The sequence below is a fragment of the Pseudomonadota bacterium genome (assembly GCA_023229365.1).
Lineage (GTDB): Bacteria > Myxococcota_A > Polyangia > JAAYKL01 > JAAYKL01 > JALNZK01.
Window position 1 is genome coordinate 1 of the sequence record JALNZK010000028.1, and the last position, 26,973, is coordinate 26,973.

Consider the following 26,973-nt stretch of genomic DNA (forward strand, 5'->3'; position numbering starts at 1 on the left):
CTCTTCCGATCTGCGTGCACCAGCTTCGACGTGAACCCCATCTTCTCGTGTTTCATGTGATTGTCCTCTTTCTGCAGCACTTCAGTTGTCGCGGCCGAATCCGCCGCGGCGCCGCCTGCCGCCCTCGCCTCTTCCGCGGGCGCGGCTCCGCCGCCCGCAACAGGTCCCGGGCATCGATAACGCAGAATTCGGCAGGGAGCCAGAGAGGAACGCGCAAACGACCTCCTCGACGTCGCCCGCGACGAAACCGATGACCTCGATGCCCCGCGAGCACAACTCGCGGCGCAGCGGCTCCGAGATCGCGCCGCAGATCAGCGTGCGGACGCCGAGCGTCTCGAGGCGACGGATCCTGGCGGCGGCGTCGAGCGCGTCGACGTCCTCGCAAGACCGCGCGGCGACAGCGCCGCGCTCGACGGTGAGGACGAGAGCCTCCCGGCACACGTCGAACACCGGCGAGATCCGCCCCTCCCAGATCGTCAGCGCGATCCTCACTTTCTTCCTTTCTCTTCGATTCTTTTCGTCTCGGCTTGCGCTCCCCAACCTCCGCGACAGCGACGACGTCGTCCGCAGCCGCCACCCCCTTCACCCGACGCGCTCGTTTGCGCTCTGCCGCCCTGCGTGTCCGCTCCCCCGCACCTTCCTCTGCGCCCCCCCGTCATCGGTCCCTGGCCCAAAGGGCCCGTCCCGTCTCTTCCTGGCATTTCGTGCCTCCTTCGAGAGCGCCTTCGCGTTCTCGCAAGGACATGTGAGCAGGAATCGAGCCAACGCGCGGCGGCCTCCTCCCGAGCACGGATTGTCGCAGCAGTTCCGCTGGTTGCCCCCATCACGAGCGCGAGCGGTCGGCTGTCCTCGGTAGTCTATCGGCGACTCAGTCGGCAGACACAGTCGCATCCTCGCGACCGCCTGCGATCTCCACCATGCCTCCCGCGAGGTAGCGCGCGGCGAAGGCCGGCGCCGTGCGCTCTGGTTGAGAAACGCTGAGTTCCCTTGCCCGCCAAGACGTGGTATTTTGTCGCGTTCGTTCGACCTCGACTCGGGCAGCTCCGGGCGAGCAAGAGGAAGAGATGTCGGAGCTCTTGAAGAGATACAACTGAGGCGCTTTCCCGGGGGCAGGTCTGCCCCCGCAGAAGGCGCACCACAACCCGGATCTGCCGCCCGTCTGAGCGCACAACCTGGGCCGCGGGCGGAATCGATCCGCTCGCAGCCAAGGGAGGTGCGCGATGTCTACTGATTACCGTCCGATGTGGAAAGACCTGGGCCTCGACCTCGAGGCTCACGATGCCCTGCTCGGCGTCCTGGGACCGCTCTACGAGCAGACCTTCACGAAGCAGCCCCACCGCCCCGACGGCATGAAGTACTTCGACTTCGTGATGAGCGAGGTGCACGGCCTGCGGATCCAGGAGCTGATCGACGCCAAGAAGGCCGGCCGCAAGGTGGTCGGCTCCTTCTGCACGTTTGTCCCCGAGGAGATCGTGCTCGCGCTCGACGGAGTGATGGTCGGGCTGTGCGCCGGCGCCGAGTTCGCCACCGCCGAGGCCGAGAAGTACCTGCCCCGGAACACCTGCGCCCTCATCAAGGGGGCCTTTGGCTTCGCGCTCGCCCGCGTCTGCCCCTACCTCGCGGCTAGCGACGTCGTCGTCGGGGAGAACACCTGCGACGGCAAGAAGAAGGGCTACGAGATCTTCAAGGACCTCGTTCCCCAACTCCACGTCATGGATCTCCCGCAGACCAAGAGCGCCGAGGGCCGGGCGTTGATGAGAGCCGAGTTCAAGAAGTTCGGGACCTACCTCGAGGGCCTCACCGGGAAGAAGCTCACCGCGGAGGCTCTCCAGAAGGGGATCGCGAAGGTCAACGCCAAGCGCGCGGCCATGCACCGGTTGGCCAAGCTGCGCGCCGCGGACCCGGCGCCGATCTCCGGCCTCGACGGGCTGCTCATGAACCAGGTCTACTTCTACGACGACCCGGACCGGTTCACGAGCTCGGTGAACGCAATCTGCGACGAGCTCGAACAGCGCGTCAAGAAGCACGAGGGCGTGGCGCCCAAGGGAACGCCTCGGATCCTCGTCTCCGGCTGCCCGATGGCGGTGCCGAACTGGAAGCTGCCCACCATCATCGAGAAGACGGGAGCGGTCATCGTCGGCGAGGAGTCGTGCGTGGGCGAGCGCGGCACGCAGGCGCTCACCGCGGACACCGGGCGAACGGCAAACGAGCTGTTGGACGCCGTCGTCGACCGCTACCTGAAGATCGACTGCGCGATCTTCACGCCCAACGAGTCGCGCGTAAATCACGTCCTGTCGATGGCCAAGGAGCTGGGCGCCCAGGGCGTGATCCACTACGGGCTGCAGTTCTGCTCGCCCTACCAGATCGAGGCGGGACCCGTTGAGAAGAGGCTGGAGCAGGAGGGCGTGCCGACCCTGCGCATCGACACCGACTACGGCCAGGAGGACGTTGGGCAGATCCGGACGCGCGTGGAGGCGTTCGTCGAGCGGCTGCGCGGGTAGCCCATGCGCAGTGCGGGGATCGACATCGGCTCGCGGGCGGTGAAGCTCGTCCTGGCAGAGGACGGCCACGTGGTGCACCGGGCGGTCGAGGACACCGGCTCCGACCCGCTCGCGGTCTGTCGCCGGCTCCTCGACGGGCTCGCCTACGACGCCATCACGGGCACGGGTTACGGCCGGCACCTCTTCAAGGAGCACTGGCCGTCCGCCGAGGTCATCTCCGAGATCAAGGCGGTCGCCGTCGGCGCGACCGTCTTGATCCCGGGCTGCCGGACCATCATCGACATCGGCGGCCAGGACTCGAAGGCGATCGCTCTCGACGCGGCCGGCAAGGTGCGGAAGTTCGCGATGAACGATCGCTGCGCGGCCGGCACCGGCCAGTTCCTGGAGATGATGGCCACGGCGCTCGCGTACACGCGCGAGGAGTTCGTGATCGCGGCCGGCCGGGCCGAGCGGCCGCAGAAGCTCTCCAGCCTCTGCTCCGTCTTCGCCCAGTCCGAGGTCGTGTCGCTCATCGCCCGAGGTGCCTCCAAGGAGGAGATGGCCCTGGGGGTTCACCAGTCGATCGCCAGCCGCACCGCCGCGCTCGCGGGCGGGGTACAGGTCGAGGGGCCGGTGGTCTTCACCGGCGGCTGCGCCCACAACTCGTGCCTCGTGTCGCTGATCTCCGCGGCGGTCAAGCACCCCATGCGGGTGCCCGAGTCGCCGCAGACCGTGGCCGCGCTGGGATGCGCCCTCCACGGAGCGGCGGAGGGGAGGTAGTCGGGTGATGATCTACTTCGACAACGCCGCGACCTCGTGGCCCAAGCCGGACACCGTGCCGGCCGCGATGGAGCGGTTCCTGCGCGAGCACGGAGCGAACCCGGGCCGCTCCGGGCATGCGCTGTCGATCGAGGCAGGGCGCGTCGTCTTCGATGCGAGGGATCGTGTGTCGCGCCTGTTCGGCCTCGGCGACCCCCTGTCGGTGGTGTTCACCAAGAACGCCACCGAGGCGCTCAACCTCGCGCTCCAGGGGCTCCTCCAGCCGGGCGATCACGTGATCACCAGCACCATGGAGCACAACTCCGTGCTGCGCCCGCTGCGGTTCCTCGAGGGACGCGGCGTCGCGGTGTCGCGCGTTCCCTGCACCGCCGACGGGACGCTCGACCCCGCGGAGGTGGAGAGGTCGATCTCGGCGAAGACGAGGCTCATCGTCCTGAGCCACGCCTCGAACGTCGTCGGCACCCTGTGCCCAATTGCGGAGATCGGCCGACTGACCGCGGACCGCGAGATCCTCTTCTGCGTGGACGCGGCGCAGACGGCGGGCGCCGTCCCGATCGACATGGCCGCGATGTGCATCGACCTGCTAGCCTTCACCGGCCACAAGTCGCTGTACGGGCCGCAAGGAACCGGCGGGCTGTGCATCGGCGAGCGGGCGAAGGGTCGGCTGCGCCCGCTCATGTTCGGCGGCACCGGCAGCGCCTCGGACTCGGACGTTCATCCCGACTTCCTGCCCGACTGCTTCGAGGCGGGCACGCTGAACGCGGTCGGGCTGGCCGGGCTTGCAGCGGGGCTCGAATTCGTCGAGGGGCGCGGCCTGGCGGCCATCCGAGAGCACGAGACCGCGCTCATCGCCCGCCTCATCGACGGGCTGCGGGGGATCCCGCGCGTCCGAGTCCTCGGAACCGGCGATGCGAAGCGGCAGACCGCAGTCGTTTCGTTCAACCTCGACGGGTGGAGCTGCTCCGAGGTCGCCACCGCGCTCGAGGAGCGCGCCGGGATCTGCTGCCGCGCCGGGCTCCACTGCGCCCCGCTGGCGCACCGGCAGCTCGGGACCTTCCCCGAGGGAGCGGTGCGTCTCAGCCTTGGGATCTTCAACACCGAAACGGAAATCGCCGCCGCGCTCGAGGCTCTGCGTGAGCTGGCCGAGGACTCGAGCGGGACGATGCGAGTTGAACCCGCGAATCACGAGGGTTCGTGATTCGCCATAACCATGACCACAGGAGGAACAAATGGAAGCGAGCAAGGAAATGCAGAACGCGGTTGAAGCCCTGTCCAAGCTGCAAGGCTACATCTGCCACGGCCTGGTGAACTACAACAAGGGCGTATCGGCGCTGAAGGAGAACTCGGATCCCAACGATCAGGCCAACTTCTTTCCCCAGCAATGCACGGCGATCATTCAGACGCTGAAGAAGTCTCTGGAGAACCTGAAGGGAGGGACTCCGAACAAGCTGCTGGTCGAGTCGTCGCAGATGACCATGATGATCTACCCGGTGGACGACACCTACTTCTGCGGGGTGGGGTTGATGCCCGGCACGCCGACCGACAAGGCCAGCGTGCTGCTCGAGAACCTCAGACAGGCCTTCCGCAACAAGCTGGGCAAATAGGCGAAAGGGAGGCACATCATGTCACAGACCATTGACGCCCGAGGGCTCTCCTGCCCGCAGCCGGTCGTGCTGACCAGCAAGGCCATCGCCGCCGCCGATCTGGTGACGGTCATCGTCGACAACGCCGTCGCCGTGGAGAACGTCACACGGCTCGCGCGGTCCAAGGGCTTCGCCGTCGAGAAGTCCGAGAAGCCGGACGGCATCTACCTCGCCCTCCACAGGGAGGGACAACCCGTCGTGTCGGCCGAGGAGCCCTTGATCTCGTGCACGCCCTCGCAAGGAACGGCCAGCCCCATCGTGGTCTTCGTCCCGGCGGACTGCCTCGGGCGGGGGCCCGCCGAGCTGGGCGAGCGGCTGATGGGCGCGTTCTTCCACACGCTCCTCGAGGTCGGGCCCAAGCCGAAGACGATCATCTTCATGAACACCGGCGTGAAGGTCGCGGTGGAGGGCTCCCGCGCGTTGGACGATCTGCGCGCCCTCGCGGCGCAGGGCATCGACATCTTGGCGTGCGGCACGTGCCTGAGCTTCTTCGAGCTCACGGACAAGCTGGCGGTGGGGCGCGTGTCGAACATGTACGACATCGCCACGGCGCTTCTGGAGGCGGGCAAGGTTGTCGAGCTCTGAGCCAGAGGCGTCGTGTTACGGCGTGGTGCTGTTCCGCTCGGTCCAGGGTGCGCTCGGCGCGGAGCGGCTTCTCCTCGCCGCGGGCGTGGCGCACAAGCTGATCTCGGTGCCGCGCCATATCAGCTCGAACTGCGGCTTCTGCGTGAGGTTCGAGTGGGCGAGCAGAGAGGCGGTCGAACACCTACTGTCCGGGACTGGCCTCGGCGTCGATGGTATCGTGGCTTTGTAGAAACCGCCGCGCCATCCGGCCGGCAAGGAGGTCAACATGAAGTACGGAGCGCGCAACGCGATCACTGCCAAGGTCAAGTCGGTCAAGAAGGGGGACATCATGTCGCTCGTGAAGTTCGAGGTCACCGCGCCGGCGGCGATGGCCTCTGTGCTGACCACGGAGTCGCTGGAGGAGCTGGACCTGAAGCCCGGCGAGGAGGTTCGCCTGATCGTGAAGGCGATCCACGTCCTTCCGGTGAAGGAGTAGGGACGAGAAGGCCGAGGTCGAAGGGCTCCTGTCGGCGCAGGAGCTGGGTGTGGAGGGGATGGAGCAAGCGTGGTCACTTCGGGGAACAAAGGAGAGGGGCGCAGGATCTTCATCCTCGACTACGGGTGAATGCGCGGAGCGAAGACCCGGGCCGGTTTTCGTGATCGCGTTCGCCTCCTTCCGCAGGGTTGCCGAGGCAAGTGCTCGCGGGCTCCGGTTCGGGTTCGAGGTTTTTCGGAGGAAAACCCAGACGCCCGGAAAGGAGCTGCCAATGAGCACGGAAAGGTCGGATCGCCCCAACCCGCTCGAGGGCGCGATCGTTCACGTTCTGCGGAAATCGCGGAGACATCCCGTCCCGTTCAAGAAGCTGTATGTCGAGGTCGCGCGGGAGATCGACTCCCAGAAGACCGCGACGATCGGTGCGGCCCTGGAAGCGCTCGCGAAGACCGGGGTGGTGCTCGTCTTCGACGACGTCCGCGAACCCGAGTACTTCCTGGTGGAGAACCTCGACACCTTGAAGACGAGGCTGTGCACGGTCGTGCGCGCCTACCATGTGAAGTACCCGTATGAAGCGGGGATGAAGGTCAGCGAGATCAAGAAGGGCTTCTCGGAGACCCAGACCATGAGCGCCAAGCGGAACGTCGACGCGCGGGTATTCGATCTCGTGTTTTCGGCGTGCGCGCGAGAGGGGCTCGTGGTCTCCGGGGAGGCCGGGGTCCGGATGCCCGACTTCAAGCCCCAGTCTCGCGACGACGAGGAGATCATGAAGCTGGAGGCCGCAGTCGCCACCTGCGTTGCGGAGCGACCTTTCCAGAAGGTCAGTGTCGAGCACCTGTCCCGATTTTTAGGGGTCGAGATGAGGAAGACGAAGGCCGTCATCACCGGGATGCTCAGGGCGCGGAGGCTGATCGAGGTCGAGGACGGCCGTTTCGTCGAGCCGCAGGAGCTCGAGCGGGTGCAGCGGGCGGTGCAGAACATGCTCCGCGGCGGCGCGAGGTTGCGCCTGACCGAGATCGCGGAGCGGTTGGGGCAGTCGAGGACCTCGATCCGGCCGGTGCTGGACTACCTGGACCGGATCGGATTCACGCGGCGGGACGGCGACCTCCGCGGGCTTGTTTCCGCCGGTGTCGACCACCAGGGCCACGGCGAATTGATGAGAACGCTGTGAAACAAACCGACAACGTTCAAAAGGGAGGCAGAAGATGATGAAGGAACTCTTGGTTTTCGGCGTGTCGCTGTCCATCGGCGCTCTCGGTGTCGTCTCCTGCGGGGACGACGACGATCGCGGCGGGAGCGCGGACGGCGATGCCGACAGCGATTCGGACACCGACTCCGACACGGACGCCGACACGGACTCGGATTCGGACTCGGACGAGTGCGTACCGACCGCCGAATGGGGCTCCGGCTTCAACGTCGGGTCGGCCGTGGCCAACTGGTCGCTGAACGGCATGTTCGACGGCGATCTCGACGGGGTCGTCGACGAGACGACGGCAGACTTCACGCTCGAGGACGTCTACTGTCACGGCAAGAAATCGATCGTGATCGCGGTGAGCGATCAGGACTGCGGCCCCTGCGGCGACTGGTACGGCCAGATCGGCGCGACGTCCTTCTATGAGGATATGCTCGCCGCGAACGGCACGATGCTGATGTTCTACAGCAGCGGTCTCGGCGCCACGGCCAAGACCGCCGAGCAGTGCTACGAGTACTTCTCGGCCGACTACGGCTTCGAGCCGGGCTACTACGTGAACGGCCCGCCGACCCAGTTCACCTTCCCGTACTTCCCGTTCATGGCCGTGATCGACCTGAACACCGGCGAGCTCATGGGCAAGGACATCTCGGACACCGACTACCTCATGCCCGAAGAGATCCTCGCGTTCGTCGAGGCCGCCAACGAGGAGTGACGGCGTCGGTTCGTACAACCCGGGCGAAAAGCCGGTCTCAATCTCCGGCTTGCCACCCGGTTCTCAGAAGAGGAGGAAGTACCGCGGCACGCGCGCCATGTAGTCGAGATAGGCCGCGCCGTACCGCTCCTTGCAATAGCGCTCCTCTCCCAGGATCAGGAGGTGCGTGCACCCCGCCATGAACGCCCAGGCCGCGCCCAGGACGAGCGACCAGGAGGCGTACATGGGGTTGCGCGAGAGCCGGTAGACGCCCCGCGTGGCCGGACGATCGGGATCCGTCCGTATGTAGGTGAGCCGCGCCGCGAGGTGCGCGCCGGCGCCGGCGGCGACCAAGGGCAGCCCGGCGAAGAACCAGACCGATCCCGGCTCCATCGGCACGAAGACCGAGAGCGCCATCGCCGAGATCAGGAACCCGAGGATCCAAATCGGGAGGACGAGGATCCAAGCGTTCGCGAGCCCAGGTCGGACCAGCAGTTCCATTCCGCCTCAACGCCGTGCGGGCTCGTCCAGCACGTTTCTACTCGTCGCTCGGCTTCCAGACCTTCCAGACGTTGCCCGCGAGATCCGGGCCGACCTTGAGCGTCTTCTTGCCCGGCTCCCACCCGGCGGGGCAGACCTCGGCGCCCTTGGTCTCGCGCACGTGCTGGAACGCCTGCAGCTGGCGGATCGACTCGGCGACCTTGCGGCCGACCGGCGGCGTCAGCACCTCCATCGCCTGGATCACGCCGTCCGGATCGATGATGAACCGGCCGCGCACGTCGACGCCCGCGGCCTCGTCGTACACGCCGTACACGGAGCCGATCCGCCCGCCCCCGTCCGACAGCATCGGGAACGGGAAGCCGCCGTCGACCATCTTCGTGAGCTCCTGCTCCTGCCAGATCTTGTGCACGAACCGGCTGTCCGTGCTGCACGACAGCACCTGCACGCCCAGCTTCTTGAACTGCTCGGCCTTGTCAGCGACCGCCGAAAGCTCGGTCGGTCAGACGAAGGTGAAGTCGCCCGGGTAGAAGCAGATGAACACCCACTTGCCCTTGAAGTCCGACAGCTTGACGTTCTTGAACCCGCCCTCGTGGAACGCGCCCGCCTCCAAGTCCGGCGCCGGCTTGCCGACCATCACCTGCATCTTCGCCTCCCCGGCGCTCGCCGCGCTCTGTTGCTGTGGTCTCGCGTCATCCGCCCGCCGCAAGGGCGAGCGCATCAGCTGCCGCTTCGCTGTGACCGGCCGTCGCCCCCGGGCAACGCGACCCCCAGCTTCTTCACCTTGCGGAACAACGTGCTCTTGTGCATCCCGAGCGCCCGCGCCGCCGCGAGCCTGTTGCCCCCGTGGCGCTCGAGCGCCTCGACGATCGCCTGCGCCTCGGCGGTCCGCACCGCGTCGTGCATCTTCGAGCCGCGCGCGGCCACACGGGAGACCGGCACGAGATCGGCGGGCAGGTGCTCGAGCTCGATCCGGCCCTCCCGGCACAGGACGAACGCGTGCTCGATGACGTTCTGGAGCTCCCGGACGTTGCCCGGAAAGTCGTGCGCCATGAGCACCGCCATCACGTCCGGGGTCACGCCCTCCACCCGCTTGCCCTGCGTCGCGTCGAACACCCGCACGAAGTGCTCGACGAGGAGCGGTATGTCCTCGCGCCTTTCCCGGAGCGGGGGCAGGTCGATCCCGACGATCTTGATGCGGTAGTAGAGGTCCCGCCGGAACGCCCCGCTCTCCACGAGCGCCGCGAGGTCGCGGTTCGTGGCGGCGACGACCCGCGCGTCCGTCTCCTCGAAGCGCGTCGCGCCGAGGGGATCGTACTTCTTCTCCTGCAGCACCCGGAGGAGCCGCACCTGCATGGCGGGGCTCACCTCCCCGATCTCGTCGAGGAAGAGGGTCCCGCCGTTCGCGAGCGCGAACCGCCCCGGCTTGTCCTTGGTCGCACCGGTGAAGGCGCCCGCCTTGTAGCCGAACAGCTCGGACTCGAGCAGCGTGTCCGGGAGCGCCCCGCAGTTGACCGCGACGAACGGCCCGTCCCGCCGCTGGGAGAGGCCGTGGATGGCGCGCGCCACGAGCTCCTTGCCGGTGCCGGTCTCTCCCTGGAGCAGGATCGCGCTGTCGCTCTCCGCGACCCTGGGTATCATCTCGAGCACGCGCCGCATGGCCGGGCTGCGGCTGAAGATCTCCCCCACCTGGTAACGCCCTCGGATCTCCTTGCGCAGCTCCTCGATGAGGCTCAGATCGCGGAACGTCTCCGCGCCGCCCGCGATCGCTCCACGCTCGTCGTGAAGGATCGCCGTGGAAACGCTGATCGGGACGCGCTTCCCGCCCGCGTCGACGATGAACGCCGTCCTGTTCACGACCGGCTCGCCGGTCTCCATCGTACGGCGCAGGGCGCACTCGCTCTCGCACATGCTCGCCCGGAAGACGTCCGCGCAACGGCGGCCGATGGCGTCCGCTCGCGGGACGCTGGTGATCTCTTCGGCTGCCCGGTTGAAGGACGTGATCCGCCACTCGGCGTCGACCGTGAACACGCCGTCCGAGATGCTCTCCAGGATCGCCTCGGTGGAGATCCCGTGGAGCTGCGAAGCCGGCGGCGGCGTGCCTTTGCGCGTCTTCATGGCGACCGCTCCACCTCCCAGCGCACGGCGCCCCCCCGATCCCGCCAGAGCCTGACCCGACCCGGGGTCCCGCCCGCGAGCTCGGCGTGCTCCGCGCGCAGCGAAGCGAAGTCGGTCGTCGAGAGGAAACGCGCCAGAGTCTCGAGGGCGGCCCCCACCGGCTCGCCCCCGGCCCGGTCCTCGAGCAGCGCGGCCGAGAGCCTTCGGTGGGCGCGCTTCGCGGCGGTCTGGATGCACGCGTCGCCGAGCGTCAGCACCGGGCTGCCGTCAGAGAGGATCTCGAAGGAGCGGTCGAACGCCATGCGATCCAGACGGCTCGCGCGCTACGGGTGCTCGTGCCCGTGGCCCGCGCACGCCTGGCCCGGCTGCACCGGCTTGAGCGTACCCGTCTTGAATGCCGTGATCGTCTCGCCGACCGTCTCGTGCTCGGCCATGTACACCTGCATGCCCGCTATCAGGAGCTTGTTGAGCGCGCCCATGCCGATCCCGCCGACGACGATGGCGTCGATCTTTTCCCCCTCGATCGAGGCGATCGGCGCGCACATGCCGTGGCTGTGGTGCTGGTTCTTGTTCACGATCGAGCGGCAGCTCGAAGTGTCCGTGTCGACGATCAGGAACTCCGGCGTCGCACCGAAGTGTGCGCAGACGCGGCTTTGAAGGCCCTGGTTCTCTTCGATCGGGATGCAAACGAACATGATTCACTCTCCTTTGTTGGACGAATCGTCCTCGTCGTGGAAGCGGCAGCAGCGCGGCCTGTCGCTCTCGGTCACCGAGCCGCCCTCGATGCGCAGCGCCTTGCCGTGCACGAGCGCGTCCGCCACCTTCCGGTGCGCGGATTCGATGATCCGGCTGAAGGTCGGGCGCGAGACCTGCATCTCGGCCGCCGCCTTCTCTTGGTACAGCCCGTCGAGATCCGCGAGCCGGATCGCCTCGAACTCGTCGAGCGCGAGCACGACCTCGTCGAGCTCGCACATCCGCGTCCCGACGGGCTTGAAGGCGGACGCCTTCGGGCTTCCCGCGACACGCCTCCGGCAATACGGTCTCGGCACGCTGCGACCTCCCGACGCCATTATGAGCATATGCTCACAACTGTCAAGGGCTACGGCAGGCTCGCGACGAACCCCAACATGAACCCCGCGGCGAGATCCTCGCCGTCCTGCGGGACGTCGACGGCGACCTGCGTGACGAGCTCCACGGCGTCCACGACCTGCACGTTGTAGCCGAGCGCCACGCCGCCGGCCTCGACGGCCTCGGAGCCGTCCTCGCCGTTGTGGTGGAACGCGGTGTCGAACTCGAGGAGCAGCTGGTGGATCTCGGCGAACGTGAAGTAGCCGCCGAAGGTGAGCGCGGTCGTCGGCGCCAGGCTGTGCCCCGCCTTCGTCTCGTCGGCGATCGAGTCGTCGCGCCCCTCGAGCAGCTCCTCGGCGCGGACGTACAGCCCGCACAGCGCGAGGTCGGGCCGCGCGTCCAGGTTCAGCTCGAGCGCGGGCGCGAGGAACATGGCGCCGTCCCCGAACCCGGCGCCGAGGAAGAGGTCCATGTCGAAGTGATCCGTGTCGACGGGCGTGCCGAAGACGCCGAAACCGGCGCCGCCGGTCCCGGCCGAGAACCGCTCGTTCCCCTCGGCGAGCGCGGTGAGGTACCCCGAGAACCGCTCCGTGATCCCGAAGCCCGCGAGCGCCTCGGCCCAGACGGTCTTCTCGTACTTCCCGAGCCCCGCGCCGTCGAGCCCCAGGTACATCTCGAAGTCCGAGGCGCCGATTCCGTACGTCTCGTTCGTGTCCGCGGCCGTCGCCTCCTCCGCGAACGACGCGGCGACGATCGCCACCGTCAGGAGAAAGCGCTTCTTCATCTCGATTCTCCTCCTTGGCCGCACGCCGGACGGCCCTGGAGCCGGAGCGGCAGCTCGAGCCCCCACGCCTCGAGCCGGGCGCGATCCCGCAGCAGCTCCGACGTCGGCCCGTCCGCCGCGACGCGCCCGCCCTGCAGCACGATCGTCCGCCCGCACAGATCGAGCACGAGATCGAGATCGTGGGTCGCGATGATCTTCGTGTGCGCGAACCCAGAGAGCAGCGCGATGAGCTGTCGGCGGCTGCGCGGATCGAGGCTCGCCGTGGGCTCGTCGAGCACGAGCACGTCCGGCGACATGGAGAGCACGGTCGCGATCGCGACGGCCCTCTTCTCGCCGCCCGAGAGCCGGTACGGCGGCCGGTCCTTCAGGTGCGCGGCGCCCACCGTCTCGAGCGCCCGCTGCACGCGCGCCTCCACCTCGTCCGCCGGAAGGCCGAGGTTCAGCGGGCCGAACGCCACGTCGTCGAACACCGTCGGCATGAACAGCTGATCGTCGGGATCCTGGAAGACCATGCCGACCGAGCGGCGCACGGCCGCGAGCGTGGCCTTCGAGATCGGGTAGTCTCCGATGCGCACCGTTCCCGTCGCCGGGGTGAGGCACCCGTCGAGGTGCTGGAGCAGCGTGGACTTGCCCGCGCCGTTCGCGCCGACGATCGCCACCGACTCGCCGTGCTCGATGCGGAACGACACGCCTTCGAGGGCGCGCGTCCCGTCCGGGTACGCGAAGGAGAGGCCTACCGCCTCGACGATGTGGTGGCTCATCCCCAGCTCCCCAGGGCGAGCCGCCCGAGGAGCGCGGGCAGATCGAAGAACCGGACCGCGGCGACGAACGCGACCCAGCAGGCGACGAACGCCGCATCGGCGAGGCCGAACCGCATCGGGCGCAGGAGCGGCATCTGTCCTTGGAAGCCGCGGCAGCGCATCGCGAGGTGGATCCGCTGCGCCCGGTCCAGGGTGCGCAGCAGGAGGTGCCCGACCAGGGAGCCGAACAGCGCGATCGACGGGCGCCTCCGCCCGGGCGCCCGCAGAGCAGCCGCCCGCTGCATGCGCTGGGTCTGCGCCGCGAGCACGAACAGGTAGCGGTACAGGAGCGCGAGCTGCGCGACGAAGATCCGCGGGGCGCCGAGCCGCTCGGCGGCCGAGCACACCGGGTTCATCCCGGTCACGGCGACGAGGGCGATCGCGGCCGCCACGGTGAGCGCGAACCTGAGAACGATCGAGAGGTACGAGATCCAGCCGCCCGGGATCGCGATCCCGGCGGCGATCTCACGCGGCGCGGTGTCGAAGATCGGGTTGAACGCGCCGAGGACGAGGACGAACGGCGCGGCGATCAGGAGCTTGCGCGCGACGAAGCCGAGCGGCACGCGGCCCGCCGCGCACAGAAAGAGCGGGAACGCCGCGAGCGGCAGGAGACCGACGATCTCGTACCGGCCCCACGACACGACGGTGACGAGGAAGGCGGTCGTCGCCAGCAGCTTGGCGCGGGGATCGAGCCTCTGCATCGGCGAGTCCAGCCGGGAGATCGCGTCGAGCGCCCCGAGCTCCAGCGCACCAGTGTCGAGGCTCGCCATGGGGAGGCCGAATCCGCGATCAGCCCTTGGCGGCCAGGCGCCGCCGCAAGGCCAGCCCGACCAACCCGGCGAGCAGAAGCGTCAACGCGGCGCCGACGACGCCCGCGAGGCTCGAGCCCGCGTCGGGCGCCTGCGCGACGAGATCCGCCTCGCCCGTGACTTTCGCGATCGCCCACTCGAGCCCGTCGGGACGGCTCGACGCGATCCATCCGGCCGAGGCGCTCACGACGAGCGCCGCGACGAGAAGCGCCGCGACGAGCTTCTTGGAAAAGGCCCCGGTGTCACCCGCGTGCAGGATACCCGGCCGCGCCTGCCACACGAACAGGAGCACCGCCGCGGTGGCAAGCCCCTCGACCGCCCCGATCGCGAGGTGGATCGGCTGCATGAGCAGCGCGAAGGCCCCGAACGGGAGCGCCGTGACTCCGGAGAGCTTCGTCTCGAGCACCACGGCGAGGGCGCCGAGCTGCAGCCCGACGATCGCGGCGATCATCGACGCCGCCGACAGCCGCGCCCGGTTGGGGCTCGACCCGGCGATCGGCCGGAAAAGGAGCGGGTACGCGATGAAGCAGGGGAAGAACCCGAGGTTCACGACGTTGCAGCCGAGGGCGAGCAGCCCCCCGTCCGCGAAGAGCAGCGCCTGCACGGTCAGGATCGACGCCATGGCGAGGAACGCGGCGTGCGGCCCGAGCAGCGCGGCGAGCATGAGCCCGCCGCCGAGGTGCCCGCTCGATCCGGTGCCGGGGATCGCGAAGTTGAGCATCTGCGCCGCGAAGACGAAAGCCGCGCCGACTCCCATCAGAGGCACGCTCGCGTCGTCGGCCGCGATCTTGATCTTCCGGGCGCTGTACCCTACGAGCCCCAGGGACGCGGCCCAGCCGGCGCCGCCGACGAAGGGAGAGATGAGGGCGTCTGCCATGTGCATGGGACACTGGTAACATTTCTCGTCAATTCGTAATACTGAAATAACGCGCGGGTCGTGAAACAAACCGCCTCGCCCGTTCGACCAATCGAATGTGAACGATCGTCTTCCAGAGATCGCGCCGACGAGCGGCCCGACCAGAAACGGGGAAGAGTCTCTCGTCGCGCGCGCGCGCTCCGGCGAACCGGAGGCCCTGGGCACGCTGTTCGTGACGCACGCCACGGCGACCCGGCGGCTCCTGCGGAGCGTGCTCGGCCCGGACGACGAACTCGACGACCTCGTGCAGGAGGTCTTCTTGCAGGTGCACCGTTCGATCCGCGGGTTCCGGGGCGACAGCGGCTTCTCGACCTGGCTGCACCGCCTGACCGTGAACACGGCGGTGAGCCACCTGCGGTCGCGCGCGCGGCGCCGCTCGCGACTCGAGGCCGCGCCGCCCGCCGCGACCCCGGCGAGCCCCGGACCGGCGCCGGACGAGCGCGCCTCGGCGCGGGAGATGCTGCGGCGCCTCTACGCGATCCTGGAGGAGATGCCGATCAAGCGCCGGGTGGCGTTCACGCTGTTCGAGCTCGAGGGTCTCTCCCTGGAGCGCCTCGCCGACGTGCTCGGCGTCTCGATCCAGGCGGCCAAGTCGCGCGTTTTCTTCGCCCGGCGGGAGCTGCTCGCGCGGGCCGCGGCGGATCCTCTCCTCGCCGCGTTGAAGGAGGAGATCGAATCGTGACGAACACATCGCATCGCGCGACCGGGCCGATCCTGGGCAGGCTCAGGGAGTCGCTCCACGCGGATGTCGATCCGGGACCGGCGCGCCTCGAGCTCGAGCGCAGGAAGCTCGTCGCGACGATCGCCTCCGGCCCCCGGCCGGTGAGGCGTTTCCGGAGCGGCGTCGCCGTCGGGGCGGTCGTCTCGCTCGCCGCGGCGGCCGCCGTGCTCTTCGTCCTCGCGGTCACCGCGCCGCCCGCGGGCGACGGGCCTCCCGAGCGGATCTCCGGCCTCGTCGGCGCCGGCGCCCTGTCGAACGGCGGGGTCGCGCGCGTCCCTGCCTCGGACGGCGCCAAGCTCACGCTCGCGGACGGCACCGCCCTGTGGCTCGCCGCGGAGACGGCGGTGTCGTCCCCGGACGGCGGCAAGCGCCGCATCCGGCTCGAGACCGGGCGCGCGCTCGCGCGCGTGGCGCCGCGATCGGGCCCGGCGCGGTTCGTGATCGAGACCGAGTTCGGCGACATCGAGGTGCGCGGCACGGTCTTCGCGGCGCGCGTCGCCGCCGCCGGGCTGACCATCGATCTCTATGAAGGGTCGATCCGCTTCTCGAGCGGCGCGAGATCCGTCGACCTGCGCCCCGGTGAGAGCCTCCGCGTCGGAAAGGGCGGCTCGATCGACGCGCGCGTTCCCATCGATCGCGCGGCGGTGCTCGCGGATCTCCTGATCACCGAGAAGACGGCCGGGCTCCCGGGCGCGCCCGTGCCGAGGCTCTCGCCGCCGGCCGAGGCCGACTCGGCGAACCCGGTGATCGAGCGCCGCGCGCCGCCGGCCCCGCCCGGAGCGGAGGAGTGCGCGATCCCGGCAGAAGCGAAGCGCCCGATCCGCAGGGCGGCCGCCGCCGCGAAGGCCCCCGAGGCCGGAGCGCCCTCGGTAGGCGCCGTCGAGCCCGCGCCGTTCGCCGATCCCGCGCTCGCGGAGATCGAGATCGCGCCTCCCGCGGACGAGAAGCTGTTCCTCGACGCCTACGAGAAGGCGGTCGCCGGCGCGCCCGAGGACGCCCGCGCGCTGCTCGAGCGGTACCTCGCCTCGTACCCCGAGGGCCGCTACTGGCAGCGCGTGGCCGACATCCTCGGCGAGTCCCCGTAGTATTTTTTGCGCCCTTGAAACCCCGACTCGCGCCCAATCGACTCAGTGATCGGAAGGCCGAACGAAAGGAAACGATCATGAAGAAGACCATCTCCATCATCGCGTTCGCGGTTCTCGCGTGCGCAGGGCTCCGCGCGAGCGCGCAGGGTCAGGACAACGAGGAGATCAACGACGTGACGGAGTACACCTTCCCGGACGAGGCGGTCGTCGGCGGGATCGTGGGGACGGAGGGCGAGCACATCATCATCCGGAATCCGCCGAAACAGCGCAGCCTGATCAAGGTGCGGACTCACTTCGTGCCCTCCCTGCTGAAGTCGGTCGAGGACATCTGATATCTCGAGGCCGCCGGCCGCGCAGCGGGTTTGCCTCGCGAAGGCCTGGAGCGAGGCTGCCCGCGTCGCAGGCCGACGGCAGCCACCCTACCGCCCGAAGGCGTACAGCTTCCCGTCGTCGCTCCCGACGTACAGCGTGCCGTCCGGGCCGATCGCGGGGCCCGCGTCCACCTGATCGCCGGTCTCGAGCTTCCAGACGAGCTCCCCATCGGGCGACAGGCAGTACACGAAGTGATCGCGCCCGCCGAAGTAGACGTACCCCTCGGCGTCCACGAGCGCGCCGGACTGCACGCCGTAGAACGCGCCCTCCCCCGGCGCCGTGTGGAACCGCCACCTCTCGGCACCTGTCGATCCGTCGAGCGCGGCGAGGAACGGCACCTCGCCGTACGTCGACGCGAACACCGTGCCGTCGTGGCCCACCGCGATGGGCGCGCGGATCGCGCCGCCGAGGGCGCGCTGCCAACGCAGGGCGCCGCCGGGCGCCACGGCGCGCACGAACCCGTCGTCCGAGCCGAAGAACACCGTGCCGTCGTCGGCCACCGCGGGGGTGCCGTCGTTGTCGCCGCCCGTGTCGAGGGACCAGCGCGGCTTGCCGTGCGCGTCGAGCGCGAAGAAGCGGTCCCCCTGCGTGCCGACGTAGATCGTGCCGTCGACCCCGAGCGCCGGGCTCGCGAACGCCTTGGCGCCCATGCCCGCGTCGAACGACCAGGCGAGCGCGCCCGTGTCCGGCCGCGCCGCGAGGATATCGGCGTGGCACGCGACGACGACGGTGCCGTCCGCGAGGAGCGCGGGGGAGGTGTCGACGTCGTAACGCCCGCCCTCGACCTTTTCTCCCTTGGCCGTGGACAGCCGCCACTTCTCCTCCCCGCTCGGCCCCACGGCGCAGAGGCGATCCGCGTCGCTGCCGAAGTACACGGTCCCGTCCGCCCCTATCGCGGGCGAACTCCAGATCTTGCCCCCGGCGTCGAACGCCCACCGCCGCCCGCCGTCGTCGCCTATCGCGTACAGCTTCCCGTCGTGGGACGCGGCGTAGATCGTCCGCCCGTCGGCGGTCACGGCCGCGTCGGCGGAGATCCTCCCGGCGGTGGCGAAGGCCCACTTCACGACGGCCCGGCGCGGCCCCCGCACGTCGGCGCGGCCGGTGCGCTGCGGGGTCCCGCGGAGCGTGAGCCACCCGCTCTTCCCCGCCGCGAAGCCCGGAGTCCGGCGCGCCTCTTCCGCGACGGGCGGAGGCGCCGCCTCGGCCGCGGCGGGCGGCCCGGGCTCGGGTCGTGCGCTCTTCGTCCCGTTCGTGGGCGTGCACCCCGCGGCGATCGCGAGCGCCGCAGAGCACAGGGCGGCGGCGTGCGCCTTCGTGATCAGGATTCGATGGCGTCGATGCGATCGACGACGTCCGCGAAGCCGGGGTCCTGTCGCAGGATGTCGTTGTACACGCCGAGCGCTTCCTTGTTGCGGCCCTGCGACTCGTAGATCCGCGCAATCTCGTACCGCAGCGCGAGCTGCTCCCGCTCCTCGAGACCGGGCTTGTCGAGGGCGCGCCCGAGCGTCTCGAGCGCCTCGTCGAACCGGCCGAGCCCCGCCTGGCACGCGCCGACCGCGGTGTCGACGGCCACCGCGCGCCGGTGATCCCCGGCGGCGATCCGGAACTCGGCGATCGCGTCCTCGAGGAGGCCCATCTCGCGGTACGCGACGCCGAGATCGTAGTGCGTCGCGTAGTCGGACTTCGACACCTGCTTCTCGACGCCGGCCTTGAACTGCGAGAACACCGCGTCGATCTCGTTGCTGATGTCGTCCTGCGTGACGTCGCTGAGATCGAGATCCCCGGCGAGCGCGTCGAAGTCGAACTCCTTCGCTGCGGGCGGCGTGGGGATCGCCTTGACCGCCGTGACTTCGGGGCGGACCTGCCCGAGCCGCTCCGCCACCCGCCGGTCGCCGGGGCAGCGCACGGAGAGCGCCTCGAGGATGGGCAGCGCCTCGTCGGTGAGCCCCTGGCTGATGAAGAAGTCGACCTCCTCGAGCTCCTCCGAGATGTCCACGTCGCCGCCCGGCGGGGGGAGGGTCGGCACGGTCTCCTCGACCTCCGGCCGCTTCGGCTGGGCGGGCTCGACCGTCGGCGCCGGCGCTGGCACCGTGACGGCGGCCGCGGGCTCCGGCTTCGGCGCCGCGGGTGCGGGCCTCGGCGGTTCGGGCTCCGGCTCGGGCTCCGGCTCGAACAGATCGCCGTCCAGCGCGGGCAGATCCGAGAGATCGAGATCGTCGTCCTCCTCCACGATGGTGACAGCGTCGAGATCATCGTCCAGGGCGGTCGGCGCGACGTCCGCCGGCGCGGGCCTCGAGGCCGGCGCGTCGAGCTCGTCGAGCGCCTCCGGATCGAGCTGGATCGCCTCTTCTCGCTCCTCGGGCATCTCCGGCAGGCCCTCCGGCATGACGCCGCCGATCTTCTGCAGGAGCTCCCTCGCCTTGCGGTCGAAGGGATCGATGCCGAGGATCTGGTGCAGGTAGTACACGGCGCCCTCGGGCTGCTCCCGGATGAAGCCGTCGGCGAGGACGAAGAGCTGCTCCACGGCGCCGTCGCGATCCCCCGCCTCCAGCAGGAGATCCTTGAGCCGTTCGCGCGCGTCGAGGTTGTAGAAGTCGAACTCGAAGACCTTCCGGAAATGATCGCGCGCACGGTCGACGAGGCCGTACTTGATGAGCACCTCGGCCTCGGACAGGAGCTTCCCCGCCTTGGCCGCCAGGCTCTCATCGGTCAGCTCCTCGGCGATCTCGGGTGAGGCCCTCGACGCGCGCGGCGGCGCCGCGGCGGCGGGCGATGGCAAGGCGCCGGCCGCGTCCTCCGTGTCGGCCGTGGGGGCGGGCGCGGCGTGACCCATCGCAGCGATCGCGTTCGCGTTTTTCGGATCCAGCTCGAGGATCCGCTCGAACATGCGGCGGCGATCGGCGTCGCGATGCTGCTCGCCGAGGATCGCGGCGACCTCGAGGTACACGGAGACCGCCTTGTCCGGCTGGCTGAGCGCGCAGAACGCCTGGGCGAGGAGCTCGAGCGTGTCGACGTTGCGCGGCTCCTTGGCGAAGCAGAGCTGGAGCTTCGCGAGCGCCCGCTTCGGCTGGTTCCTCTCCAGGTAGATCGACGCCGCCTCGCGGGCCACGCCGATCTGTCCGGCGTCGTGGTACAGGAGCCGCTCGGCGACCTTGATGAAGTCGTCGACCCTGCCCTGCGCCCGCAGGAGGTCGCACGCGGTCGAGAAGGACTGGACCGCCTCGGGCGCGCGTCCGTCCTTGGAGAGCTGCTCGGCGATGCGCAGCCGCGTGGAGATGTTCTGGACGTCGAGATCCGCCATGCGCTGGAGGGCGGTGAGCATGCGCTCCGAGTTGCCCGCCCGCTGGTACATGTCGGCGAGCTGCTCGAGCTGGATGAGCGCCTCCGAGGTGAGCCCGAGCGACAGGTACGCGTCGGCGAGCATCTCGTACACCTCGCCGAGCGTCGGATCGAGCTTGATGACCTGCTTGTAGACCGCGACCGCCTTCAGGTGGAAGCCGCTCTTCTTGTAGTGCTCGGCCACGCGGATGTAGGTGTCGGTGGCCTCCTTGCGGGCGCCCATCCGCGTGTAGAGGTCGCCCATCTTCAGCCACGTGCGGATGTCGCCGGGATCTTCCTTGACGAGCTTGCGATACTCGACGATCGCCTTCTCGAACTGGCCCTTGGCCGTGTACTTCTGCGCGGCCGCAGTTATCTTGCTCTTATCCGCTACCACGGTCGTCGCAACCCTCAACCGCCACGGATCCACCGCGGCGGAGTCCTCCCCCCCCGTACAACACACCCGTCCACCGCCTCGACCCCTCAGGAATCGAGGCGGTTTACTTTACGAGTCGATATAGGAGACGTCAAGGACGTCCACTCGCAACCGACGCCGGGGGAAGCGCCGCGAGGGCCGCGACGGGCACCCGCGGGGAGGAGGGGCTTCAGCTCGCCCGGCCGATGGCGTATCATGGGTCCTCTTCGACGACGAATGGAGGTCGCCATGCCGCGAACGCTGCTCGATCTGAAGACCGAGGCCCAGGACAGGATCGCCGCCGGGCGCTTCGTGGAAGCGCTCAAGGTCTACAGGCTGGTCCTCGAGGGCGCGCCGCTGGACTTCGACCTCCGCCTCGAGGTCGCGGACGCCTTCGCGGCGAAGAAGATGACCTCGCAGGCGCGGGCCGTCTACCTCGCGGCGGCCCAGCACGACACGCGGTCGGGCAACCCGCTGCGGGCGCTGGTCGCCGTCAAGCAGCTCGCCAGCCTCGGGGTCGACGTGGGGCCCCTCGTGGCGGCCGTCGCCGAGAAGTACTGCGTCGGCTCGCAGTCGCTCGGCCGCAGCGTCAAGCCGGCGCCGGCGGACCTGAGCGCCGCGGTGCGCGACGACATCGATCTCGACTACGCGATGCCCGAGGCCGAGGTGGCGGCCGGGCTCGCCAACATGGCGGCGTACACCGAGAACATCCGCAACTACCCGCCGCTCGTGCCGCCCATCGCGATCTTCTCGACGCTCGAGCGCGGCGCCTTCGTCGAGCTGGTCGGCCTGCTCGATCTCGTGCGCTGCGGCGACGGCCACGCGATCTGCCGCCAGGGCACCCCCGGCGACGCCGTCTACTTCGTGGCGCGCGGCGAGGTGCGGGTCGTGCGCCGCGGGGCGGGCGCGTCCGGCGAAGAGGAGGAGCACAACCTCGCGCGGCTCGGCCCGGGCTCCCTGTTCGGCGAGATGGCGCTCCTGAGCTCGGATCCGCGCGGCGCGTCGGTGATCTGCGACGGTCCGGTCGATGTCCTCGAGCTGAAGCGCGAGCGCGTCGAGCAGGTCGCGGCGCGGATGCCGAACGTCGCGGGCGCCATGGGCCGGTTCACGCGGGAGCGGCTGATCTCGAACCTCCTCGCCACGAACCCCTTGTTCCAGCCGTTCGACGAGACGTCGCGCAAGCAGCTCCTCGCGCGCTTCACCGGGCACGAGGTGCCGCGCGGCACGCAGTTCATCGAGCAGGGCAAGCCGGGAAACGGCCTCTACGTCATCCTCCAGGGCAAGGCCGAGGTGCGGAAGTGGGACGGCGAGCGCTACGTCAGCGTGGCGACGCTCGGCCCGGGCGACGTGGCGGGCGAGATCTCCCTCGTGCAGGAGACGCCGGCCACGGCGACGGTGCAGACCACGACGCCGGCGACGCTCCTGTTCATGGCGCGGGAGCTGTTCTACCCGCTCGTCGAGGCGGTGCCCGAGCTGCTCGTGCACTTCGCGCGGCTCTCGCAGGCGCGGATCGAGGACACGGACTTCAAGCTCATGCAGAACCGCGTCATCGACGACGACTTCATCGAGTCGGTCGAAGACGGCGAGCTCGACGAAGACGACATCGTGTTCATCTAGTGCTGCCGTCCCGAAGTTGGTTCTGTATTTCGCCGGAGAGGAAAGGCCGCGTTCCTGAGGCAGCCGACGTCCGATCGAGGCGACTCGAAGCGTCGTCCTGAGCCAGTCGAAGGGGGTGCGGCCTGCCTGGGTAACCGACACGCCGCCCTTCGAGACACTCGCTTCGCTCGTTTCTCAGGACGGCGGAACGGCTGCTGCGCTATTCCGGAACGAACTTGAGACCAAGTGTACTAGTCAGCACTGCAACCGCAGCTCTTCGAGAGAACGAGTCCCTTCTCGCTCACGTCGATGGAGCAGGTGTGAGTTCCGGAAATTCTGGCCGGTTCCGTTCCGGAAATTCTGTCCGGTCCCGGGTTGAGGCTCGGGCTGACAGACTCGTTGCTGGGTCGACCAGCAGCGAGGGAACGGATGATCGGCATGCTCAAGAGGCACGAGATTCAGGTACTGCGAAGGGCGGGGCACGCGCAGGAAGAGGTGGCGCGGCTCAGCGGGGTGTCGGATCGCGAGGTGCGGCGGGTGGAGAAGGAGCCTCCCGTCGATCACGTCGATGACGCGCTGGAGCGGGAGCGGCGAAGCATCGGGCGGCCGTCGAAGGCGGAGGCGTACCGGGACTTCGTGACGCGCCTCGTCGGCGAGGAGCCGGGGCTGCTTTCGGTGGAGCTCTTCCGCCGGGCGCGGCTCGAGGGGTACGCGGGGGCGAAGAGCGCGTTCTACACGCTCGTCCGGTCGGCGCGGCCGAGAGCCGCCGTGGGGTCGCCGTGGGGTCGTCGCCGTGGGGTCAATCCATTACAATTGACAATTTTTCCTGCCACGCTTCGACCCAGGCGTCGAACCCGGCGATCGCCGCTCGCGACCGAGCGAGATCTCTCGCGACATGCGAGGCCGACATCCCGAGCAGCGCGCCTATCTCGCCTTGCGTCAGCGACGTCGTCCGCGCGAGCGCCCAGACCGCGAACCGGCGCTCGGGGTTCCCATGAACTCCGCGAATGCCCTTCCGCAACCGCGCCGGCGACACGCCGGTGACCTCACAGATCGCCGAGACGAGCGCCGCCTTGTCGTCGCGCCCAATTCGCTTCCGTCGCGCGGCGTGCGGACGCTCGGCGCGCGTGAACGTTCCCGCCGTCGGGAATCCGGTCTCCGCGTCGAACCCCTCGTCGGGCCAGCCCTCCTTGCCCCGATGCAGGGCGAGAGCCGCCTCGTGCAGCGCCCCGGCCCCGCCGAAGCGATCGAGCAGATCTCCCGTGGTGAGCCACCATGGGGTCGTCTCCTTCCGGAGGTACGCTCGGTGGCTCGTCCAGGCGCCGTCCGAGTCGAGCCGCGTCACCAAGTTGGCTTTGAGCGGATTCAAGTGGATGTAAGCGAGCACGTAGCGCAGATACGTCTCGTCGTGGATCGGCCTGCTGGTGAAACGCCCGCGAAAAACCGGACCATCCCAGCCATTCGCAGCGTTCAGCTTCTGGGTGAAAACGCCGTTCAGGTGCCGCATCGCACGCGACAGATTGCCCTCGAGCGAGCGCACGAGCAGATGGTAGTGATTCGACATGAGCGCGTATGCGTGAACCTCGACTCGGAAGCGCCGCACCGTCTCGCCCAGCAGATCAAGGAACAGGACGAAGTCGGGGTCGGCGCGGAAGATCACCTTGCGCCTCGCCGCTCGGTGCATCACGTGGTGCCAGGCTCCGGGGAAGTCGTCGCGGGCTGTTCTCGGCATGTACCATCCTTTACGGGGCCGGGGCCAAATTGTCAAATGTAATGGATTGACCCCTTTGACTAAGATTCGCAGGCGTGCCGTGGAGACCGCCGCGCTCAGCCGATACGGAACGAGCTTCGGGGCAGCGCATCAGCTCCCTTGCGTCGAAAGCCTCTCCACCTTCCGGATCGCCAGCGCGAGCGCCTCCTTCGCCGCGTCCAGGTCGCGGCGGGCGGCCCCTCGATCCAATTCCAACCGGGCCAGCCGATCCGCGAGCTCGCGAGATCTCGCCAGCCGCGCCTCGCGATCGAGCGCGCCTGCCTCGAGGAGCGCGGCACGGCCCGACGCGGCGCGGGGCGCGCGGGCTGGCGCCGAGAGCGCGGACAGATCCTGCTGCGCGACGGCGATCTCGGCTTCGATCGACGCCAGGGCGGCCGCCTCCCGGTCTGCCGCGTCTGCGGCGCGCGATCGCTCCTGCACGGCGAGGGCGCGATGGGATCGTGCTCGTAGGATCGGCATGCCTGTCCCGCGCGCGGCCCGCGGCCCTCAGAAGCCCCAGTCGGTCTCGGACGACTCGTCCTCGGCGGTCTGCCCGTCGTCCGGGGTCAGCTCCGGCGCGCCCCGCGGCACCTGCATCCGCGGCTCGGGCAGCGGCTCCCCGTCCAGGTGGAAGTCGATCGTCTCGGAGAAGCCCAGCTCGAGCTCGGCCCCCGAGATGCGGTTGCGCTCGAACATGGTCCGCATCACCTTGCGCAGCGCGTTCATCCGCCGCTCCGAGACCACGCCGTGCTCGTACGCGTCATGGCGCGCGACCGGGCTCGGGAGCAGCTTCACGAGGAACACCGACTCGGCGAGGTTGAGCTCGTGTGGCTCGCGCCCGAAGTAGTGGCGCGCCGCGTCCGCGATTCCGTAGATCGACGGTCCGAACTCGATGACGTTGAGGTACAGCTCGAGTATCTCCTCCTTGCGGAAGTAAGACTCGAGGTACCACGTGAAGAACAGCTCCTCGAGCTTGCGGCTCACCGTGCGATCGCGGGCGAGGAAGAGGTTCTTGGCGAGCTGCATCGTGATCGTGCTGGCGCCGTGGGACAGCCTCCCCTTCTCGAGGTTCAGCTCGATGGCGCGCTGGATCTCCGGCAGCGTGACGCCCTTGTGGCCCATGAACTTGCCGTCCTCGGTGGTCAGCGCGGCCTCGACGACGTACGGCGAGATCATGGCGAAGTTGGCCCACCTCTCCGTTCCGGGGCCGCTGACCAGCCTGAGCGGCGCGCCGTCCGGCGCGTACCCGGTGTAGGCGAACGGCCTGCGGAAGTCGTCGGGGTACGGCAGCGGCCCGAAGTCGGCGATCCGGCAGAGGTTGTCGAGCGCGACGTCGAGCACCGTGTCCGCCGGCTTGCCCTCGTCGACCGCGAGCCGCGCGTCGAGCGCGATCGTCCCGTCGAGCTGCACGCCGTCCACCTCGCGCCGCAGCTCGGGCGGGATCGCGGCGAGCAGCTGGCGGCACGGCGTGGGCGGCACGTGGGCGGAGAGATCGAACGCGAGCCGGTCGAGGCGCACGAGCCCGCGGAACGTGACCCGCGACTGGCCGCGCGACACCAGGACGCGCTCGAGGCGGAGCTCCCGCGCGCCCCGGTCGTAGGTCGCCTTGAAGTCGAAGCTGGCGTCCAGATCGGCGATCGGCTCGTCGTCCAGCCGCTCGTGCCGCATCCCGAGCCCGGAGAGCGACGCCTGCCCCGAGATCCCGAGCCGCCTCCCGTCGATCTCGAGGTGCAGCGTCCCGTCGGCGAAGGCCCGCTCGTACTCGACGTGGCGGGCGGGGTAGAACAGCGGCCCGACGTCGCGCAGCGGGAGATCGGGGATCTCCACGTCGAGCACGAGGGGGCGCCCCTCCGGCCACGCGACGCTCACCCCCCATCGCGCGTCGGTCCCGGGCAGGTTGCCGGTCGCGCGGCAGGTCGCGAGCTCCCGGTGCGCGGCGAGCAGCTCGGCCGAGATCTTCTCGACGACGACGTTCTCCCCGCCCCCCGCGGCCACGAGCTCCGCCGAGCCGTCGTTGACGAGGACGCGGATCGACAGCGCCTCCCCTCTCGCCGCCGCCGGGTCGGGCTCGGCCTCCCGCTCCCCGTCCGCCGCGAAACCGCCGAGCGACGCGCCGAGCGCCTCGAAGCTCCGCCGGGCTCCCCCGAGGATCTCCGCGAGCTGCTTCCTGTCGATGGGTACCGTGGCCCGCGGCTTCTCGAACGCGATCGAGACGCGCCGCCCGTCGGGTTTGTAGCGGATCTCGTTGTTCTCGGAGGAGAGCAACCGCGCCGCGCCGCGCGAGACCGAGAGGCCGTCGACCTGGAGCACCGCCTCGCCGCCGTCGGAGAGCCTCCCGGAGAAGCCGCCGACGGACGCCGTGAACCCCTCGAGCGCCGCGCGCGCCGAGCCGGACACGACGTGGATCTCCACTTTGCCGTGCGCCGGTTCCTCAGCGCCGCCGCCGCCGCGCGCGCCCCCCAGCTCGTCGAGCAGGCGCCGCCACTGCTGCGCCGAGGCGCCCAAGCCCTCGCCGAGCAGCAGATCGAGCGAGTCGCACCGCAAGCCGGTGATGTCGACGTCCCCTATCAGGAGAGGACCGACCCGGACGTTGACCGAGAGCTCGCCGATGCGGGCGAACGGGGCGCCGTCTTCGACGGCCAGCACGGAGACGCGATCGAAAACGACCGCCGTCAAGCCGACGGAAACGTCCTCATATTCAATCTTTACGCCGAGCCGATCCTCGACCTTCGGGATGACGAAATCGATGATGCGCTCATCGGTCCCGATCTGGAAAAAGAGGGCGACGAGCAGCCCGAGCACGACGACAGGGATGGAGAGGGCCAGAATCCAACGCTTCAATCCCATGCGGGCGGAGTGTCCCACGTCTCCACCGTAAAT

General features: G+C 69.3%; 29 protein-coding genes. 13 read left to right on the top strand and 16 right to left on the bottom strand.

Annotation, left to right across the window (positions count from 1 at the left end):
- Positions 1 to 81 precede the first annotated feature (81 nt).
- Positions 82 to 492 (bottom strand): hypothetical protein, encoded by a 411-nt coding sequence (locus M0R80_13830; protein ID MCK9460713.1) that lies wholly within the window; start codon positions 490 to 492, stop codon positions 82 to 84.
- 728 nt (positions 493 to 1,220) lie between these two features.
- On the opposite strand from M0R80_13830, the gene M0R80_13835 reads away from it, so the two are divergent.
- The 9 genes from M0R80_13835 to M0R80_13875 all read left to right on the top strand — a co-directional run bounded on the left by M0R80_13835 (position 1,221) and on the right by M0R80_13875 (position 7,864).
- Positions 1,221 to 2,501: a 2-hydroxyacyl-CoA dehydratase family protein gene (locus M0R80_13835; GenBank protein ID MCK9460714.1), complete on the top strand. Its 1,281-nt coding sequence runs from the start codon at positions 1,221 to 1,223 to the stop codon at positions 2,499 to 2,501.
- 3 nt (positions 2,502 to 2,504) lie between these two features.
- Positions 2,505 to 3,260, top strand: a complete 756-nt coding sequence (locus M0R80_13840; protein MCK9460715.1) for an acyl-CoA dehydratase activase — start codon at positions 2,505 to 2,507, stop codon at positions 3,258 to 3,260.
- Positions 3,261 to 3,267: 7 nt separating this feature from the next.
- Positions 3,268 to 4,458, top strand: a complete 1,191-nt coding sequence (locus M0R80_13845) for an aminotransferase class V-fold PLP-dependent enzyme (protein ID MCK9460716.1) — start codon at positions 3,268 to 3,270, stop codon at positions 4,456 to 4,458.
- 31 nt (positions 4,459 to 4,489) lie between these two features.
- Positions 4,490 to 4,864, top strand: a complete 375-nt coding sequence (locus tag M0R80_13850; protein ID MCK9460717.1) for a hypothetical protein — start codon at positions 4,490 to 4,492, stop codon at positions 4,862 to 4,864.
- Between the two features lie 18 nt (positions 4,865 to 4,882).
- Positions 4,883 to 5,488, top strand: coding sequence for a sulfurtransferase-like selenium metabolism protein YedF (yedF, locus tag M0R80_13855; protein MCK9460718.1), 606 nt, complete (start codon positions 4,883 to 4,885; stop codon positions 5,486 to 5,488).
- Positions 5,475 to 5,717 carry a DUF3343 domain-containing protein gene (locus M0R80_13860; protein ID MCK9460719.1) on the top strand — a complete coding sequence of 81 codons (243 nt, stop codon included), beginning with the start codon at positions 5,475 to 5,477 and terminating at the stop codon, positions 5,715 to 5,717. Before yedF ends, M0R80_13860 begins: the two co-directional genes overlap by 14 nt.
- 36 nt (positions 5,718 to 5,753) lie before the next feature.
- Positions 5,754 to 5,963 carry a TOBE domain-containing protein gene (locus M0R80_13865; protein ID MCK9460720.1) on the top strand — a complete coding sequence of 70 codons (210 nt, stop codon included), beginning with the start codon at positions 5,754 to 5,756 and terminating at the stop codon, positions 5,961 to 5,963.
- 271 nt (positions 5,964 to 6,234) lie between these two features.
- Positions 6,235 to 7,131 carry a SelB C-terminal domain-containing protein gene (locus M0R80_13870; protein MCK9460721.1) on the top strand — a complete coding sequence of 299 codons (897 nt, stop codon included), beginning with the start codon at positions 6,235 to 6,237 and terminating at the stop codon, positions 7,129 to 7,131.
- Between the two features lie 34 nt (positions 7,132 to 7,165).
- Entirely contained in the window at positions 7,166 to 7,864 is a 699-nt protein-coding gene (locus M0R80_13875) for a hypothetical protein (protein ID MCK9460722.1), read from the top strand.
- A 63-nt stretch (positions 7,865 to 7,927) separates the two neighbouring features.
- Here the strand turns inward: M0R80_13875 and M0R80_13880 are convergent, their stop codons facing one another.
- The 10 genes from M0R80_13880 to M0R80_13925 are packed head-to-tail and all read right to left on the bottom strand — an operon-like array spanning position 7,928 to position 14,803.
- Complete coding sequence (locus tag M0R80_13880; protein MCK9460723.1) at positions 7,928 to 8,344, bottom strand: hypothetical protein; 417 nt, start codon at positions 8,342 to 8,344, stop codon at positions 7,928 to 7,930.
- Between the two features lie 37 nt (positions 8,345 to 8,381).
- On the bottom strand, positions 8,382 to 9,062 hold the full coding sequence (gene prxU / locus M0R80_13885; protein MCK9460724.1) for a thioredoxin-dependent peroxiredoxin: 681 nt from the start codon (positions 9,060 to 9,062) through the stop codon (positions 8,382 to 8,384).
- Positions 9,062 to 10,459 (bottom strand): sigma 54-interacting transcriptional regulator, encoded by a 1,398-nt coding sequence (locus tag M0R80_13890; GenBank protein ID MCK9460725.1) that lies wholly within the window; start codon positions 10,457 to 10,459, stop codon positions 9,062 to 9,064. Before M0R80_13890 ends, prxU begins: the two co-directional genes overlap by 1 nt.
- Positions 10,456 to 10,761, bottom strand: coding sequence for a hypothetical protein (locus tag M0R80_13895; GenBank protein ID MCK9460726.1), 306 nt, complete (start codon positions 10,759 to 10,761; stop codon positions 10,456 to 10,458). Before M0R80_13895 ends, M0R80_13890 begins: the two co-directional genes overlap by 4 nt.
- Positions 10,762 to 10,782: 21 nt before the next feature.
- On the bottom strand, positions 10,783 to 11,154 hold the full coding sequence (locus tag M0R80_13900; protein ID MCK9460727.1) for a NifB/NifX family molybdenum-iron cluster-binding protein: 372 nt from the start codon (positions 11,152 to 11,154) through the stop codon (positions 10,783 to 10,785).
- A gap of 3 nt (positions 11,155 to 11,157) precedes the next feature.
- Positions 11,158 to 11,529 (bottom strand): DUF134 domain-containing protein, encoded by a 372-nt coding sequence (locus tag M0R80_13905; protein ID MCK9460728.1) that lies wholly within the window; start codon positions 11,527 to 11,529, stop codon positions 11,158 to 11,160.
- 29 nt (positions 11,530 to 11,558) lie between these two features.
- Positions 11,559 to 12,311 (bottom strand): hypothetical protein, encoded by a 753-nt coding sequence (locus M0R80_13910; protein ID MCK9460729.1) that lies wholly within the window; start codon positions 12,309 to 12,311, stop codon positions 11,559 to 11,561.
- A complete protein-coding gene (locus tag M0R80_13915; protein MCK9460730.1) occupies positions 12,308 to 13,072 on the bottom strand; it encodes an energy-coupling factor ABC transporter ATP-binding protein in 765 nt (254 codons plus the stop codon). Before M0R80_13915 ends, M0R80_13910 begins: the two co-directional genes overlap by 4 nt.
- On the bottom strand, positions 13,069 to 13,881 hold the full coding sequence (gene cbiQ, locus M0R80_13920) for a cobalt ECF transporter T component CbiQ (GenBank protein ID MCK9460731.1): 813 nt from the start codon (positions 13,879 to 13,881) through the stop codon (positions 13,069 to 13,071). Before cbiQ ends, M0R80_13915 begins: the two co-directional genes overlap by 4 nt.
- 19 nt (positions 13,882 to 13,900) lie before the next feature.
- Complete coding sequence (locus M0R80_13925) at positions 13,901 to 14,803, bottom strand: energy-coupling factor ABC transporter permease (GenBank protein MCK9460732.1); 903 nt, start codon at positions 14,801 to 14,803, stop codon at positions 13,901 to 13,903.
- Positions 14,804 to 14,894: 91 nt separating this feature from the next.
- Here M0R80_13925 and M0R80_13930 point away from each other — a divergent pair, with 91 nt between their 5' ends.
- The 3 genes from M0R80_13930 (at position 14,895) to M0R80_13940 (ending at position 16,974) form a co-directional block, all read left to right on the top strand.
- Positions 14,895 to 15,518 (top strand): RNA polymerase sigma factor, encoded by a 624-nt coding sequence (locus tag M0R80_13930; GenBank protein MCK9460733.1) that lies wholly within the window; start codon positions 14,895 to 14,897, stop codon positions 15,516 to 15,518.
- A complete protein-coding gene (locus tag M0R80_13935) occupies positions 15,515 to 16,642 on the top strand; it encodes a FecR family protein (GenBank protein MCK9460734.1) in 1,128 nt (375 codons plus the stop codon). Before M0R80_13930 ends, M0R80_13935 begins: the two co-directional genes overlap by 4 nt.
- A 77-nt stretch (positions 16,643 to 16,719) precedes the next feature.
- Entirely contained in the window at positions 16,720 to 16,974 is a 255-nt protein-coding gene (locus M0R80_13940) for a hypothetical protein (GenBank protein MCK9460735.1), read from the top strand.
- A gap of 87 nt (positions 16,975 to 17,061) precedes the next feature.
- On the opposite strand, the gene M0R80_13945 is transcribed toward M0R80_13940, so the two are convergent.
- Together M0R80_13945 and M0R80_13950 are read right to left on the bottom strand one after the other, a co-directional pair.
- Positions 17,062 to 18,078 carry a PQQ-binding-like beta-propeller repeat protein gene (locus tag M0R80_13945; GenBank protein ID MCK9460736.1) on the bottom strand — a complete coding sequence of 339 codons (1,017 nt, stop codon included), beginning with the start codon at positions 18,076 to 18,078 and terminating at the stop codon, positions 17,062 to 17,064.
- Positions 18,079 to 18,332: 254 nt separating this feature from the next.
- Positions 18,333 to 20,795 carry a tetratricopeptide repeat protein gene (locus tag M0R80_13950; protein ID MCK9460737.1) on the bottom strand — a complete coding sequence of 821 codons (2,463 nt, stop codon included), beginning with the start codon at positions 20,793 to 20,795 and terminating at the stop codon, positions 18,333 to 18,335.
- A 201-nt stretch (positions 20,796 to 20,996) separates the two neighbouring features.
- Here M0R80_13950 and M0R80_13955 point away from each other — a divergent pair, with 201 nt between their 5' ends.
- Entirely contained in the window at positions 20,997 to 22,364 is a 1,368-nt protein-coding gene (locus tag M0R80_13955) for a cyclic nucleotide-binding domain-containing protein (GenBank protein ID MCK9460738.1), read from the top strand.
- A gap of 778 nt (positions 22,365 to 23,142) precedes the next feature.
- Here M0R80_13955 and M0R80_13960 read toward each other — a convergent pair.
- The 3 genes from M0R80_13960 to M0R80_13970 all read right to left on the bottom strand — a co-directional run bounded on the left by M0R80_13960 (position 23,143) and on the right by M0R80_13970 (position 26,940).
- Positions 23,143 to 24,075 carry a transposase gene (locus M0R80_13960; GenBank protein MCK9460739.1) on the bottom strand — a complete coding sequence of 311 codons (933 nt, stop codon included), beginning with the start codon at positions 24,073 to 24,075 and terminating at the stop codon, positions 23,143 to 23,145.
- Between the two features lie 129 nt (positions 24,076 to 24,204).
- The gene (locus M0R80_13965; GenBank protein MCK9460740.1) at positions 24,205 to 24,573 is read right to left on the bottom strand and encodes a hypothetical protein; all 369 of its coding nucleotides are present in this window, start codon (positions 24,571 to 24,573) and stop codon (positions 24,205 to 24,207) included.
- Positions 24,574 to 24,600: 27 nt separating this feature from the next.
- On the bottom strand, positions 24,601 to 26,940 hold the full coding sequence (locus M0R80_13970; GenBank protein ID MCK9460741.1) for a transglycosylase domain-containing protein: 2,340 nt from the start codon (positions 26,938 to 26,940) through the stop codon (positions 24,601 to 24,603).
- Positions 26,941 to 26,973 lie beyond the last annotated feature (33 nt).